Source organism: Hydrogenophaga atypica (genome assembly GCF_042665215.1).
Classification (GTDB): Bacteria; Pseudomonadota; Gammaproteobacteria; order Burkholderiales; family Burkholderiaceae_C; genus Hydrogenophaga; species Hydrogenophaga defluvii_A.
This window is the reverse complement of record NZ_JBHTCA010000021.1, coordinates 21,507-36,310: the sequence shown is the minus strand read 5'-3', so window position 1 is coordinate 36,310 and position 14,804 is coordinate 21,507. Positions and strand designations below refer to the sequence as shown.

At 65.5% G+C, this 14,804-nt stretch carries 15 protein-coding genes; 8 read left to right on the top strand and 7 right to left on the bottom strand.

Annotated elements, in window-relative coordinates; all coding sequences use genetic code 11:
* Positions 1–131 precede the first annotated feature (131 nt).
* Positions 132–938, bottom strand: coding sequence for a xanthine dehydrogenase accessory protein XdhC (xdhC, locus tag ACFQPB_RS18895; protein ID WP_382226600.1), 807 nt, complete (start codon positions 936–938; stop codon positions 132–134).
* Positions 939–1,051: 113 nt separating this feature from the next.
* On the opposite strand from xdhC, the gene ACFQPB_RS18890 reads away from it, so the two are divergent.
* Entirely contained in the window at positions 1,052–1,579 is a 528-nt protein-coding gene (locus ACFQPB_RS18890) for a hypothetical protein (RefSeq protein WP_382226597.1), read from the top strand.
* 43 nt (positions 1,580–1,622) lie between these two features.
* Here ACFQPB_RS18890 and uraH read toward each other — a convergent pair whose 3' ends face one another.
* Positions 1,623–1,994 carry a hydroxyisourate hydrolase gene (uraH, locus tag ACFQPB_RS18885; RefSeq protein ID WP_382201696.1) on the bottom strand — a complete coding sequence of 124 codons (372 nt, stop codon included), beginning with the start codon at positions 1,992–1,994 and terminating at the stop codon, positions 1,623–1,625.
* 85 nt (positions 1,995–2,079) lie between these two features.
* Here uraH and ACFQPB_RS18880 point away from each other — a divergent pair, with 85 nt between their 5' ends.
* Genes ACFQPB_RS18880 through ACFQPB_RS18865 form a run of 4 tightly spaced genes read left to right on the top strand, consistent with a single transcriptional unit; the run spans position 2,080 to position 6,785 of the window.
* A complete protein-coding gene (locus ACFQPB_RS18880; protein ID WP_382226594.1) occupies positions 2,080–2,745 on the top strand; it encodes a GntR family transcriptional regulator in 666 nt (221 codons plus the stop codon).
* Positions 2,746–2,753: 8 nt separating this feature from the next.
* A complete protein-coding gene (gene puuE, locus ACFQPB_RS18875) occupies positions 2,754–3,728 on the top strand; it encodes an allantoinase PuuE (protein WP_382226591.1) in 975 nt (324 codons plus the stop codon).
* A gap of 1 nt (position 3,729) precedes the next feature.
* The gene (gene uraD / locus ACFQPB_RS18870; protein ID WP_382226588.1) at positions 3,730–5,505 is read left to right on the top strand and encodes a 2-oxo-4-hydroxy-4-carboxy-5-ureidoimidazoline decarboxylase; all 1,776 of its coding nucleotides are present in this window, start codon (positions 3,730–3,732) and stop codon (positions 5,503–5,505) included.
* Positions 5,506–5,519: 14 nt separating this feature from the next.
* Entirely contained in the window at positions 5,520–6,785 is a 1,266-nt protein-coding gene (locus ACFQPB_RS18865; protein WP_382226585.1) for a M20 family metallopeptidase, read from the top strand.
* Here the strand turns inward: ACFQPB_RS18865 and ACFQPB_RS18860 are convergent.
* On the bottom strand, positions 6,778–7,674 hold the full coding sequence (locus ACFQPB_RS18860; RefSeq protein WP_382226582.1) for a LysR family transcriptional regulator: 897 nt from the start codon (positions 7,672–7,674) through the stop codon (positions 6,778–6,780). The genes ACFQPB_RS18865 and ACFQPB_RS18860 overlap by 8 nt on opposite strands.
* Positions 7,675–7,786: 112 nt before the next feature.
* Between ACFQPB_RS18860 and ACFQPB_RS18855 the strand changes: the two genes are divergently transcribed.
* Positions 7,787–9,208 (top strand): nucleobase:cation symporter-2 family protein, encoded by a 1,422-nt coding sequence (locus ACFQPB_RS18855; RefSeq protein WP_382226579.1) that lies wholly within the window; start codon positions 7,787–7,789, stop codon positions 9,206–9,208.
* Positions 9,209–9,280: 72 nt separating this feature from the next.
* Entirely contained in the window at positions 9,281–10,645 is a 1,365-nt protein-coding gene (locus tag ACFQPB_RS18850) for an 8-oxoguanine deaminase (RefSeq protein ID WP_382226576.1), read from the top strand.
* Positions 10,646–10,662: 17 nt separating this feature from the next.
* Here ACFQPB_RS18850 and ACFQPB_RS18845 read toward each other — a convergent pair whose 3' ends face one another.
* From ACFQPB_RS18845 to ACFQPB_RS18835, 3 genes are all read right to left on the bottom strand, one after another.
* Complete coding sequence (locus ACFQPB_RS18845) at positions 10,663–11,376, bottom strand: Crp/Fnr family transcriptional regulator (protein WP_382226572.1); 714 nt, start codon at positions 11,374–11,376, stop codon at positions 10,663–10,665.
* A 62-nt stretch (positions 11,377–11,438) separates the two neighbouring features.
* Complete coding sequence (locus ACFQPB_RS18840; RefSeq protein WP_382226569.1) at positions 11,439–12,755, bottom strand: MFS transporter; 1,317 nt, start codon at positions 12,753–12,755, stop codon at positions 11,439–11,441.
* A 120-nt stretch (positions 12,756–12,875) separates the two neighbouring features.
* Positions 12,876–13,172 carry a hypothetical protein gene (locus tag ACFQPB_RS18835; protein WP_382201677.1) on the bottom strand — a complete coding sequence of 99 codons (297 nt, stop codon included), beginning with the start codon at positions 13,170–13,172 and terminating at the stop codon, positions 12,876–12,878.
* A gap of 232 nt (positions 13,173–13,404) precedes the next feature.
* Between ACFQPB_RS18835 and ACFQPB_RS18830 the strand changes: the two genes are divergently transcribed.
* Positions 13,405–14,055, top strand: a complete 651-nt coding sequence (locus tag ACFQPB_RS18830) for a glutathione S-transferase (RefSeq protein ID WP_382226566.1) — start codon at positions 13,405–13,407, stop codon at positions 14,053–14,055.
* A 9-nt stretch (positions 14,056–14,064) separates the two neighbouring features.
* Here the strand turns inward: ACFQPB_RS18830 and ACFQPB_RS18825 are convergent, their stop codons facing one another.
* Positions 14,065–14,802, bottom strand: coding sequence for a lysophospholipid acyltransferase family protein (locus ACFQPB_RS18825; RefSeq protein ID WP_382226564.1), 738 nt, complete (start codon positions 14,800–14,802; stop codon positions 14,065–14,067).
* Positions 14,803–14,804: the final 2 nt, after the last annotated feature.

Below are 14,804 nucleotides of genomic sequence, written 5' to 3'. Positions count from 1 at the left end.
TCAATAACAAAAGACGGCCCACCAGCATAGGGATTTACCCCCAGCAGCAGGCAGGCGAGCTCGGTTGAACGAAGGGGAAAAAGTCAGGGCACCCCCATGAACGGGGGGCGCTCCCACGGCCGACAGGGGCGTCAGCGTGCTTGGCGCATCAGCAACTGCGCTGCCACCGAGGCCGCAATCGTGGCCGGGGCCTTGCCTGTGATTTCGGACAAGCCGATCGGGCAGGTGATGTGGGACAACTCGGCGGACGTGAAACCACGCGCCTCAAGGCGGTGTCTGAAAGTGGCCCACTTGGTGCGGCTGCCAATCAAACCCACAAACGGGAGATCGCCGCATGCGCGCTGCCGAAGCAGGCAGGCAGCCACCACATCCAGATCCTCGGCGTGGCTGAAGCTCATGACGAGCACCAACGAACCCGGCCGCAAGTCGGCCACCGCCGCATGCACCGGATCGGAATGTTCGGCCTGCACCTGGGGCGGCAATTCGGCCGGGAACACCTCGTCGCGGCTGTCTGTCCATTGGATGTCAAAAGGCAATGGCGTCAGCGCCGCCACGATGGCGCGCCCCACGTGCCCTCCGCCGAACAAGGCCACCGGCGTGTGCTGCGCGCGCAGGCGCTGGCTCAGCGCGTCCCGTTCGGTTGGGCCCACCCACTGGTAGCGCAGCGTGACCTGACCGCCACAACATTGGCCCAGGCTCGGGCCCAGCACCACCGTGTGTTCTTGCGCCGGACCTGGCCCCGAACGCAGCAACTCACGGGCCTGTTCAGCGGCACGCCATTCCAGGTGCCCACCACCCACCGTCCCGATCTGCCCGTGGACCAACACCGCCATCCAGGCCCCGGGCTCGCGCGGCACCGACCCTTTGACGGCGACCACCTCGACCAGCACCGCGGCAGCGGTGTCCAGGTGCGCAAGCAGTTCCGACAAATGGGACATGGGCGTAAACAAATGCAAGGAATGTCAGGCAAACAGTATGCCGTGCAACACGCTCAGGCAGGCTCTGCGATGGCGCATACACTCCCAACGCAAAACCCGATGAGGCACCGGCCATGCAAACGAACATCGACCTTTCCCGCCGCCTGACGCGCGCCCTGCCCCTTACCCTGGTGGCGCTGCTCGCTGCCTGCAGCCTCCCCCCATCGATGCGCCCCAGCTCGCCAGCGGACGGCACACCCACGGCGCCACCAACGGCCAAGCCACCGCCCCCGGCAGCCGATGGGGTGAAAACCTCGTATGCCACCGACCCCCGCAGCTACCGCCGCGATGCGGCGACCCACCTGTATTCGCTGAATACCGGGCGCATCTTTGTTGGAAAACTGCCGCCTTTGTTGTATGCCGTGGGCGTGATGCAGGTGGAGCTGGACGGGCGCGGACACGTGCGGCACTTCAGCTGGCTCAGGGCCCCCAAACACGCTCCCGAAGTGATGGCAGAGATTGAGCGCACCGTGCGCCGCGCTGCGCCGTTCCCAGCACCTGCTCGGCTGGGCAAGGTCACCTACACCGAAACCTGGCTGTGGGACAAAAGTGGGCGCTTCCAGCTCGACACCTTGACCGAAGGCCAGCGCAGCGAACTATGAACGCGGGCGCCAGCGCCGTGGCCACAACCGGCGCACAGGCCCTTCAACTGCCGCGGTACGTCGAGTAAGACCAGGGGCTGACCAGCAAAGGCACGTGGTAGTGCTGATCGGTGTGGGCCACGCCGAAGTCCAGTGCCACGCGACCCAGGAAGTTGGGCTCAGGCAAGACCACGCCTTTGGCCTTGAAATAGCCCTCCACGTCGAACACCAATCGGTAGGTGCCGGCCTTGAGACTGGTGTTGTCGTACAGCGGACCATCCGGGTTGCGGCCGTCGTCATTCAGCTGGAAACGCTTGACCAGACTGGCACGCAGTTCGTCGCTGCCAGCCACGCGCTCGGTGGTGTACAGCGCCACCGACATGCCCGCAGCGGGGCAGCCGTTCATCGTGTCCAGTACGTGGGTGCTCAGGCCCATGGCTCTTCCTTTGTCTCAATCGGTGAGGGATGTGCGGTCGACCAAAAGTGTATACAGTTTTTGGATTTGTGGCTATGATGAATCCATGGAATCGTCCAGCACACGCCAGATTGTTGAATCGCTGAGCCGCGCCATTGTGGAGCACCGGCTGCACCCGGGCACCAAGCTGGCCGAGCAGAAATTGGCCGATCATTTTGGTGTCTCCCGCACCTTGGTGCGGCAGGCTTTGTTCCAGCTGGCGCAGAACCGCCTGGTCACGCTCGAACCGGCACGGGGGGCGTTTGTGGCCACACCCTCCGTGCAGGAAGCGCGGCAGGTGTTTGCGGTTCGGCGCATGCTCGAAGCGGAAATGACGCGCGAGTTTGTTCGCACCGTCACACCCGCAAAAATCAAGGCCCTCAAGGCGCATGTGGCCGAAGAACGCAAGGCCGTGGACGGCACCGACGTGGCCAGCCGCACCGAATTGCTGGGCGACTTTCACGTGCGCATGGCCGAACTCATGGGCAACCACGTGCTGGCCGGCATGTTGGGTGAGCTGATTTCGCGGTGCGCCTTGATCACCTTGATGTACCAGAGCGCACACGCCGCCGGCCATTCGCACGAAGAGCACGAAACCATCGTCAAGGCGCTGGCCGCCAAGGACGCCGACCTGGCCGTGCGCCTGATGAACGAACACCTGCAACACGTCGAAGAAAACCTCAGCTTCGACCGCAAGCTGCCCGCCAACACCTTGTCAATGGCCCTTTCCTGAGCGCCCCCATGAGCACCCACAACAGCACCTACGACACCACCCTCGCCTACCCGCGCGACCTCCTCGGCTACGGCCGCCACACGCCCCACGCCCAATGGCCGAGCGGCGCCCGGATCGCGGTGCAGTTCGTCCTGAACTACGAAGAAGGCGGCGAGAACTGCGTGTTGCACGGCGACGCCGGCTCGGAGCAGTTCCTCTCCGAAATGTTCAACCCGGCCTCCTACCCCGACCGCCACATCAGCATGGAAGGCATCTACGAGTACGGCTCGCGCGCCGGCGTCTGGCGTATCCTGCGCGAGTTCGAAAAACGTGGCCTGCCTCTCACCGTTTTCGGCGTGTCCATGGCGCTGCAGCGTCACCCCGAACTGACCGCTGCGTTTGTCGAACTGGGCCACGAGATCGCCTGCCACGGCTGGCGCTGGATTCACTACCAGAACCTGGACGAGGCCACCGAACGCGAGCACATGCGTATCGGCATGGAGATCATCGAGCAGATGACAGGCAGCCGGCCCCTGGGCTGGTACACCGGCCGCGACAGCCCCAACACCCGCCGCCTGGTGGCCGATTTCGGCGGCTTCGAGTACGACAGCGACTACTACGGCGACGACCTGCCCTTCTGGATGAAGGTGAAAAAAAGCGACGGCAGTGTGGTGCCCCAGCTCATCGTGCCCTACACGCTGGACTGCAACGACATGCGCTTCGCCCTGCCCCAGGGTTACTCGCACGCCGACCCCTTCTTCCAGTACCTCAAGGACACGTTCGACGCGCTCTACGCCGAGGGTGACCCGAGCGGCGACAACGCGCCCAAGATGATGAGCATTGGCATGCACTGCCGGCTGCTGGGCCGCCCGGGCCGCATCACTGCGCTGCAGCGTTTCCTCGATCACATCCAGGGCCATGACAACGTGTGGGTGTGCCGCCGCCTGGACATCGCGCGGCACTGGAAGGCGACCCACCCCTACAAGAACACAGCGGAGACATGACATGGCTTTGACACTGGAACAACTCAACACCTCGCCACCCAGCGAGTTGCTGGCCGAGCTGGGCGGCTTGTACGAACACTCACCCTGGTTCGTGGAAACGGCGCTGCAAAGCCGCCCCTTTGCGTCGCTCGCGCACTTCAAACACACGCTGGTGCAAGCGGTGGATGGCGCCGGCCGCGAGTCCCAGTTGGCCCTGGTGCGCGCCCACCCGGAGCTGGCCGGCAAGGCCATGGTGGCCAAGACGCTCACCGCCGAATCGACCAACGAACAAGGCAAGGCAGGCCTGACCGCCTGCACGCCCGACGAATTCGCGCGCATTCAGCAGCTCAACGCCGACTACAACGCGCGTTTCGGCTTCCCCTTCATCCTGGCGGTGCGCGGCGCGCGTGGTCTGGGCCTGAACAAGGCACAAATCATCGAGACCTTCGAGCGACGGGTCTACAACCATCCCGACTTCGAACTGGCCGAGGCCCTGCGCAACATCCACCGCATCGCCGAGATCCGCCTGAACGACAAGTTCGGCGTCGAACCCACGTTGGGCAACGACGTGTGGGACTGGCAGGAAAAACTCAGCGTACACAGCGACCCCGGATTTGCCGAAAAAGGCCAGCTCACCGTCACCTACCTGACCGACGCCCACCGCGCTTGCGCCCAGCGCATCAGCCACTGGATGCGGGACTGCGGATTTGACGAGGTCGAAATCGACGCCGTGGGCAACGTGGTTGGCCGCTACCACGGCGCCACACCAAATGCGAAGTACCTTTTGACCGGATCGCACTACGACACCGTGCGCAACGGCGGCAAGTACGACGGGCGCCTGGGCATCTTCGTGCCCATGGCCTGCGTGCGCGAACTGCACCGTGCCGGCCGCCGCCTGCCTTTCGGCTTTGAGGTGGTGGGTTTTGCCGAAGAAGAAGGCCAACGCTACAAGGCCACCTTCCTGGGCTCCGGCGCACTGATCGGCGACTTCAAGCCCGAGTGGCTGGACCAGAAGGACGCCGACGGCATCACCATGCGCGAGGCCATGCAACACGCCGGCCTGTGCATCGATGACATCACCAAGCTGCAGCGCGACCCCGCACGCTACCTGGGCTTCGTCGAAGTGCACATCGAGCAAGGCCCGGTGCTCAACGAACTCAACCTGCCACTGGGCGTGGTCACCTCCATCAACGGCAGCGTGCGCTACCTGTGCGAAGTCATCGGCATGGCCAGTCACGCTGGCACCACGCCCATGGACCGGCGGCGCGACGCGGCCTGCGCCGTGGCCGAGCTGGCGCTCTACATGGAAAAACGTGCCGCCCAAGACGGCGATTCGGTGGCCACCATCGGCCAACTGAACGTGCCCAGCGGTTCCATCAACGTGGTGCCCGGGCGCTGCACCTTCAGCTTGGACCTGCGCGCGCCCACCAACGAACAACGCGATGCCCTCGCGCGCGACGTGCTGGCCGAGCTGACCGCCATCTGCGAGCGCCGCGGCGTGCGCCACACGCTGGAGGAAACCATGCGCGCCGCCGCCGCGCCCAGCGCGCCGGCCCTGCAGCAGCGCTGGGAAGCCGCCGTGCGCGCCCAGGGCCTGCCGGTGTTCCACATGCCCAGCGGCGCCGGCCACGACGCCATGAAGCTGCACGAAGTCATGCCCCAGGCCATGCTCTTCGTGCGCGGTGAAAACAGCGGCATCAGCCACAACCCCCTCGAATCCACCACCAGCGACGACATGCAGCTGTGTGTGCAAGCCTTTGCCCACCTGCTCGACAGCCTGGCCGCCAACCCCCTTTGATACCTGACACAAGCATGTCCTCCACCACCAACTACGCCGCCCTCGACCAATGGATCGCCGACCACTTCGATGAAGAAGTGGCCTACTTGCGCGAACTCGTGCGCGTGCCCACCGACACGCCGCCCGGCAACAACGCCCCGCACGCCGAACGCGCTGCCGAGTTGTTGGCCGGCATGGGCTATACGGCCGAAAAACACGCCGTGCCTGCATCAGAGGTGCAGGCGGCTGGCTTGCAGACCATCACCAACCTGATCGTGCGCCGCCGCTTTGGCGACGGTGGCAAGACCATCGCGCTCAACGCCCACGGCGACGTGGTGCCGCCCGGCGAAGGCTGGACCCACGACCCCTACGGCGGCGACGTGGTGGACGGCCAGATGTTCGGCCGTGCCACGGCCGTGAGCAAAAGCGACTTCGCCAGCTTCACCTTCGCACTGCGTGCAGTGGAAGCTGTGGCCCAGGCCCAGGGCCTGAAGCTCAAGGGTGGCGTGGAGCTGCACTTCACCTACGACGAGGAATTCGGCGGCGAGGTCGGCCCGGGTTGGCTGCTCAAGAACAAGCTGACCCAACCCGACCTCATGATTGCGGCCGGCTTCAGCTACCAGGTGGTCACTGCCCACAACGGCTGCCTGCAAATGGAGGTGACGGTACAGGGCGAAATGGCCCATGCCGCCATCCCCGACAGCGGCACCGACGCGCTGCAGGGTGCGGTCCACATCCTGAACGCGCTGCACCGTCTGAATGCCGACTACATGAAGGTGACGTCGGCCGTCGAGGGGATCACCCACCCTTACCTCAACATCGGCCAGATCAGCGGCGGCACGAACACCAACGTGGTGCCCGGCAAGGTGGTGTTCAAGCTCGACCGCCGCATGATCCCCGAGGAGAACCCGGCCGAGGTGGAAGCCGCCCTGCGCCAGACCATCGCCGACGCGGCCGCCAGCTTCAACCCGCCGCGCGGCGGCAAGCAGCTGCAGGTGGACGTGCGCCGCATGCTGCTGGCCAACGCAATGAAGCCCCTGCCCGGCAACCAGCCGCTGGTGGATGCGATCCAGAAACACGGCGGCGAGGTGTTTGGTGAGCCCATCCCGGCCGTGGGCACGCCGCTCTACACCGACGTGCGCCTGTATGTGGAGCGTGGCATCCCCGGCGTGATCTACGGCGCCGGCCCACGCACCGTGCTTGAATCGCACGCCAAACGTGCGGACGAGCGCGTCCAACTGGCGGACCTGCAAGGCGCCACGCGCGTCATCGCCCGCACCCTGCTCGACCTGCTCAGCTGACAGCGGTTTTCAGAAGCTCGTCCCGAAAAGCCGCCACCGCCGGCGAGGGCGAGCCGCCTGGGGCACGCAGCAGCGTCAGGGTGCGCGCCAGCGGCGGCGAGCCCACCGCGCGCACGTCCAGACCGTGCCACTGCGCCAGCGGGCGCAAGGCACGCGTCACCACCGCCACACCCAAGCCTTCGCTGGCCAGCCCCATCATGGTCCAGGGCAAGGCGATCTCGTACGCGTAGGCCAGCTGTATGCCACGGGCCGCCAGTTCGTCTTCCAGCAAGCGGCGCACCGGGTTGCCGGGCAAATAACCGATCAAGGCCTCGCGTGCCACCTCGGGCCAGTCCAGCCGGCGCGCCCGCGCCAGCGGGTGGTCGCGGTGCATGGCCAGCACGAACTCATCGGCGTACAAAGGTGTGGCCACCAAATCGGTTCGCAGCTCGGTGGCGGTGGCAATGCCCAGGTCGGCCGCGCCGCTGCGCACCAGGGCATGCACCTCGTGTTCGGGCACATCGTGCACGGTCACGCGCACACCTGGGTGGCTGTCGCGAAAACGCCGTATCACCGGCGGCAGCAGCATGGCGCATTGCGCGTTGGGCGCCGCCACCGACACCCGCCCGCGCGAGAAGCGGGCAAAGTCGCGCGCATCGACCAGCCACTGGTCCCAGTCTGCCACCAGCCGGTGGGCGGCCGGCAACAAGGCATTGCCGGCATCGGTGAGGCGGCAACCCCGGGTATGGCGATCAAACAGGCGGGTGCCCAGCAGGGTCTCCAGCTTGCCCAGCGATGCGCTCAACGACGACTGCGACATACCCAAGCGCTCGGCCGCACGGGTGAAGTGGCCACTTTCAGCCAGGGTGATGAAGACCCGCAATTCGGGCAAGGAGGATTTGATCGTCATATCCGATTGAATTATTTGATTGTGCATCTTTCTCGATTACAGCGCGACACCTATCCTTGCCCATGGGCCCACCTCAAGGCCATACATCTACACATACCAACGAGGAGACAAAATGAACCACACCACCACCACCGGCGTGCACCCGGTGGACGAGCGCTTGCCCAATGGGCGCCTGTTCACGCTGGGGCTGCAACACGTTCTGGTCATGTACGCCGGGGCCATTGCCGTGCCCCTGATCGTGGGCCGCGCGCTCAAACTGTCGCCCGAACAGGTGGCCCTGCTGATTTCGGCCGATCTGTTTTGCTGCGGCGTCGTCACGCTGATCCAGTCGCTGGGCATGACGCAGTGGTTCGGCATCCGCATGCCGGTCATGATGGGCGTGACCTTTGCCGCCGTGGGGCCCATGGTGGCCATGGCCAACAGCCTGCCCGGTACCGAGGGGGCGCGCACCATCTTCGGCGCCATCATCGCGGCGGGGGTCATAGGCATCTTCATCGCGCCGCTGGTCAGCCGGTTGCTGCGGTTTTTTCCGCCGGTGGTCACCGGCACCATCATCGCGGTCATTGGCATCAGCCTCATGCGCGTGGGCATTGGCTGGGCGCTGGGCGGCCCGGCCTTTCTGGCCAAAATTCCCGATCCGGCCAACCCCGGCAAGATGATTGTCAACGCTGGCTACGGCGCGCTGGACAACCTGGCCATCGCCTTCTTCGTGCTGGCCGTGATCCTGGCCATTGCCAAGTTCGGGCGTGGCTTCCTGGCCAACATCTCGGTGTTGCTGGGCATCGTGGCCGGCGGCGTGCTGACCGCCGTGATGGGCAAGATGCACTTCGACAAGGTGGCCAGCGCCCACTGGTTCGACGTGGTGTTGCCCTTCTCCTTCGGCGCCCCGATTTTTGACCCGGTGCTGATCGTGACCATGGTGCTGGTGATGATCGTGACCTTCATCGAATCGACCGGCATGTTCCTGGCGCTGTCCGACCTGACCGGCCGCAAGATGACCCAACAAAACCTCACCGCCGGCCTGCGCACGGACGGCCTGGGCACGCTGATCGGCGGCATCTTCAACACCTTCCCCTACACCAGCTTCTCGCAGAACGTGGGCCTGGTGGGCGTGACCGGTGTTCGCAGCCGCTTCGTCTGTGTGGCCGGCGGCATCATCCTCATCGTGTTGGGCCTGATCCCCAAAATGGCGGCGCTCATCGAATCGCTGCCCCAATACGTGCTGGGCGGCGCCGGCCTGGTGATGTTTGGCATGGTGGCGGCCACCGGCATCCGCATCCTGGCGGGCGTGAACTTCAAGGACAACAAGAACAACCTCTACATCGTGGCCGTGTCCATCAGCCTGGGCATGATGCCCCTGGTGGCCCCGGCGTGGATGCAACACATGCCTCACGGCTTGCACCCGCTGCTCGAATCGGGCATCCTGCTGACCACCATCAGTGCCGTGGTGCTGAACATGTTCTTCAACGGCGCTCAGGGGAGCAGCGAGGAAGAAATCCGCCACGCGGCCATGCAGGCCGAAGGCGGCCACTGAGTCACTGACACCTTCACCAGTTGGGCCGGTCTGCACCCAAGCAGACCGGCCCTTTCTTTTTTGGAGCACACCATGCACACCCTGTTGATCAAGAACGCCCGCCTGCTGGTGACCATGGACGCGCAGCGCCGCGAGATCGAAGACGGCGCCGTCTTCGTGCGTGGTCACGTCATCGAAGCCGTGGGCCCCAGCCATGAACTGCCCAGCAGCGCCAACACCGTGATCGACGCCCGCGACCAGGTGGTCATTCCCGGCCTGGTCAACACGCACCACCACATGTACCAAAGCCTGACCCGCGTGGTGCGCCCGGCGCAGGACTGCGAGTTGTTCGACTGGCTGCGGGTGCTCTACCCCATCTGGGCGCGGCTCACGCCTGAGATGGTGCGAGTCTCAACCCAGACCGCCATGGCCGAGTTGCTGCTCTCGGGCTGCACCACCAGCAGCGACCACCTCTACCTCTTCCCCAACGGCTCGCGCCTGGACGACAGCCTGGAAGCGGCGGCCGAGATCGGCATGCGTTTTCACGCCGCGCGCGGCGCCATGAGCGTGGGCGAAAGCGCTGGCGGCCTGCCACCGGACAGCGTGGTGGAGACCGAAGCCCACATCCTGGCCGACACCCAGCGCGTGATCGAACGCTGGCACGACCCGGCCCGCCACGCCATGCAGCGCGTGGTAGTGGCGCCCTGCTCGCCTTTTTCCGTCAGCCGCGAACTGATGCGCGACGCCGCCGTGCTGGCGCGCGACCACGGCGTCTCGCTGCACACCCACCTGGCCGAAAACGACAAAGACATCGACTACACCCGCGAGAAGTTCAACTGCACGCCGGCCGAATACGCCGAACAACTGGGTTGGGTCGGCCCCGACGTGTGGCACGCCCACTGCGTGAAGCTGGACGAGGCCGGCATCCGCCTGTTCGCGAGCACCGGCACCGGCGTGGCCCACTGCCCCGGCTCCAACATGCGCCTGGCCTCGGGCGCCGCACCCATACGCGCCATGCGCGACGCTGGTGTGCCGGTGGCCATCGCGGTGGATGGCTCGGCCTCCAACGACAGCGGCCACATGTTGGGCGAGGCCCGCTTGGCCCTGCTGTTGCAGCGCGTGGCGCACGGCCCCATCAAAGGCCCGTCAGCGCTCACCGCACGCGAGGTACTGGAGCTGGCCACCCTGGGCGGCGCCCGCGTGCTGGGACGCGACGACATCGGTGCCCTGGCCCCCGGCATGGCGGCCGACATCGTCACCATTCCACTCGACGAGATCGGCCTCGCTGGCGCCCACCACGACCCGCTGGCCGCCCTCTTTTTCTGCCACGTGCCGCGTGTGCAACACAACATCGTGCACGGCCGCGTGGTGGTGCGCGACGGCCAGTTGCAAACCGTGGACCTGCCGCGCCTGCTGGAACGCCACAACCACCTGGCGCAGCGGCTGGTGCAGGGCTGACGCCCGGCCCCGGTCGCTCAGCCCGGCTGGGCCACCCCCACGGCGGCACGCCCCACACGCTGGGCCAGCCGCTCAACGTCATGCACCAGCAGGCTGCGGCCCGCCACCGAGACGATGTCGTCGTCCACCAGCTCTTTCAAACAGCGGGACAGCGTCTCGGGGGTGAGGTTGAGGTGCGCCGCCACCACGTTTTTGCCGAAACCCAGCTCGATGCGGGCGGTGTTCCCGCTTTGCGTCGGCAACTGCCGCAGCAGAAAGTACACCACGCGCTGCAACGGCGGGTGCATGGAGTAGGACCCGATGTCCTCCACGATGCCCTTGACCCGCATCGACAAGCTTTGCAGCATGGCCATGGCGAAGCCGCTGTCGCGCTCAATGACCGCCACAATGGCCTCGCGCGGAAGGTACAGGAGCAAGGCGTCTTCCAGCGCTTGCACGTTCATGAAATAGCGGTCACCCGTGAGCATGGTGATGTCGCCAAAACAGCCGCCCTGGCCGATCAGCTGGATGGGGCGTTCCGTGCCCTGCGAGGACAGCAGGTACATCTTGATGCGACCGTACACCACCACGTGGAAGCCCTCGCAGGCGTCGCCCTCGCGGAACAGCAGTTGCCGTCGCCGCACCGACACGCGGCGCACACGGGCGGCCAAGGCATCAAGGTCCTCGTCGCTGGCGCGGCTGAACAGCGGCACCGCGCGCAACATCCCCACCACCGCTTCACGCGCCAACATCAGCATCTGCGCCTCCCCCTCGTTTTGCCCCAGATGCTAACCTGCCCCACCTCACCGACCACTCACGCCCGCGCCTGCGCGGACCGCGAATGGTTGACGAGGCCGATGGCGATCGCCGCGATGGCGCCTGGAATGCCGATGGCGAGGAAGTTCTGTGTCAGCGGCAAGGACATGCCGACCAGCACACCGATCAGGATGGGCGCCAGAATCGCCCCCAGCCGGCCCACCCCCAACATGGTGCCCACGCCGGTGGCGCGGATCGCCATGGGGTAGAACTGCCCGGCGTAAGCGGCCGTCACGATCTGGGTGCCGATGGTGGACGCGCCCGCCAAAGCCACGACCAGGAACAACAGCGCCTCGGGCAGGGGCTGGCCCAGCAGGCTGACGGACACGCCCGCCAACAGGTACATGCCCACCAGCACGCGCTGGATGTTGAAACGATCGGCCAACCAGCCGCCACCCACGGCGCCCACGATGGCGCCCAAGTTGAGCACCAGCACAAAGGTCAGCGCCGAGCCCAGGCTGTAGCCCGCGCTGGCCATGAGTTTGGTGAGCCATGAGCTGAGCGCGTACACCATGAACAGGCACAGGAAGCAGGACAACCAGAACATCAGCGTGCTGCGCCCGCGTCCGCCGTCAAACAGGGCGCCAAACGATGCCGACTGACCCGACGCAGACGCCGGCGAAACGAAGTGCTCGTCAGGGCGTGGTGCACGCTCGGGCCGCAGGCGCGCCACGATGTCGCGCAGGCGGTCTTGTTGGCCACGGCGCAGCAGGAAGGCCATGGATTCGGGCATCTGAACCCAGAACAGGGGGATCAGCAACAGCGGCAGGCCTGCCGCCCAGAACACCGATTGCCACCCATATTGCACCAGCAGCGTTTTGCCCAGCAGGGCCGCCAACACACCGCCCAGCGAGTAGCCGCTGAACATCATGGCGACCAGCAAGGCGCGCAGGCGCAGCGGCGCGTATTCGGTCATCTGCGCAATCACGTTGGGCATGACGCCACCAATGCCCAGGCCGGCGATGAAGCGGTAGACACTGAATTCGATGGGGTCGTCGGCCCAGCCGGCGGCGGCCGTGAACACGCTGAACACAGCGATACAGATGGCGATGACCAGCTTGCGCCCAAAGCGGTCGGCCAGGGCGCCAAACATCACGTTGCCAAACATCATGCCGAACAGGGCCGAGCTGACCATGAAGCCGGCCTGGGTGGCGTCGATGCCAAAGTCCGCCATCATGGATGGCAAGGCCACGCCCACCACGGCGAGGTCGTAGCCGTCAAAAACAATGATGAGCGCACACCAGATCAGGATGCGGAGGTGAAAGCGGTTGAAACGTGCGTTGTCGGCAACGGCACAGACGTCGGTGGTCTGCATGGTGAAGGTGTCCCCTGAGTTTTTTTCAAAAACGGCCGTGGTACCAGTGGGCACCACGGCCGGCCGCCCCCCAGGGTCTGCGCCCAGGTGCGCGGCATCGGCTTCTTTTTTAGTGAAGGCTCACAGTTCCAGCCACAGCGCGTCTTCGCCCTTGGCAAACACGCCATCGGGGGCGGTGGGGATCTTGCCGGTCAGGGTGTCGGCGATCACCCGGCGCTTGGTGCTTTCGAACTCGTTCAGGTCCTTCATGCGCGAGATCATGATCACCTCGCCCACCGGGCCACCAGCGCGCACCTTGACTTCCGGCTCCACGCCGTAGTGCTGCTTGATCGCGGCAGCGCGGGCTTTGAAGTAGGCCAGCGCCTCGGCTTGTTTGCCACCATTGGGGGTACCAGTGCGGGTGTAGACAACGGTCATTTTGAAATCCTCCTCAGATTGATTGATTTACAAGTTTGCAGCCACGTTGTGACAGCCCCTGCAGAGTAGGGGCGAGGGGGGGTCTGCATCCTTGATTGCAATCAAGTTTTCCGAGCCCACCCCCGTCGGGAGGGGGTGAAATCGGGTAAGTCCCTATGCCTCGGGCTGACGCCAAAATGACCGCGGCGTCAGACACGATTTTTCATAATGGAAGCCCCAACAGGAGACCCCCATGCTGACACTCTGCGGCTTCTCGGCCAGCAACTACTACAACAAGGTCAAACTTGCCCTGCTCGAAAAAAACCTGGGCTTCCAGGAGGAGCAGGTGTGGGTGGGCCAGTGCGATCTGGCTGCCACACCCCTGGGCAAGGTGCCCTACCTCAAGACCGAACATGGCACGTTGTGCGAATCGCAGGTCATCCTCGACTACATCGAAGCGGCCCACCCGCAACCCGCCCTGGTGCCGGCCGATCCCTTTGGTGCGGCCAAGGTGCGCGAACTCATCACCTTCCTGGAACTGCACCTGGAGCTGGTGGCGCGCAACCTGTACGGCGAGGCGTTCTTCGGCGGCAAGGTCAGTGACAGCACCAAAGAGAAGGTGGGGCAGCAACTGGAAAAAAACATCGCCGCGTTTGCCAAGCTGGCCAAGTTCGCGCCCTGTGTGGGGGGCGACCGCTTCACCCTGGCCGATTGCGCCGCCATCGTGCACCTGCCGCTGGTCAGCGGGGCCACCAAAATCATCTACGGCCGGGACTTCCTGGCCGAACTGCCGGTGCGCGACTACCTGAAAAAAATGGGCGAGCGCCCACACGTGCAACGCGTCAACGCCGACCGAAAAATCAGCACCGAGCTGATGCTGGCGCGCGCCAAGGCCAAAGGTTGAAGCCGCGGCTCAGTTCAGCATGGCGCCAATGTCGCGCCGCAGCACCTGCGCCCAGGTGCGGCGGTCCATGCCACCGGCGCGTTGCGGCGGGCCGTAGCGCAGCTCGGCACGCACGTTGCCCGCTTTGAGCGTGCGCCAGATGGAGGCGATCAGCGTGGTGTCGCCGATGTAGGTGGGCGCGTCGCTGGGCTGCCCGCTGTCACGTTCGACAAAACACAGCGCCACCGGCAACACGGGCACGTTCACCGCGATGGCGGCTTGCAGCAAGTTGCCGTGAAAGGGCAAGAGTTCGCGGCCGTCGCCCGTCGTGCCTTCGGGGAAGACGCTGAGCATGTCCCCTGCGCGCAGGGCATCGGCCATCTGGTGCACCACGCGCATGGCGTCGCGCCGGCTTTCGCGCTCGATGTAGAGCGTGCCCGCGCCCGTGATCAAGGCGCCCAGCACCGGCCAGCCACGCACATCGGCTTTGGAGACAAAACGGGTCGGCTGGGCGGCGTTGAGCACCAGGATGTCCAACCACGAAATGTGGTTGCACACCACCAGCAGCGGGCCCTGAGCGGGCGGCTCGCCGAGCACATGCAGGTCCACATGCAGGATGGCCAGCATTTGCCGCGACCACATGCGCACACGTTCGGTGCGATCGGCCGGGCTCAGTTGCGGGAACACCCGGTGGATGGTCCACAAACCGCCCAACACGTGCCCCAGGCCCCGCACAAAGGCGCTGATGGCACGGAGCGTGGCAGGCAAGC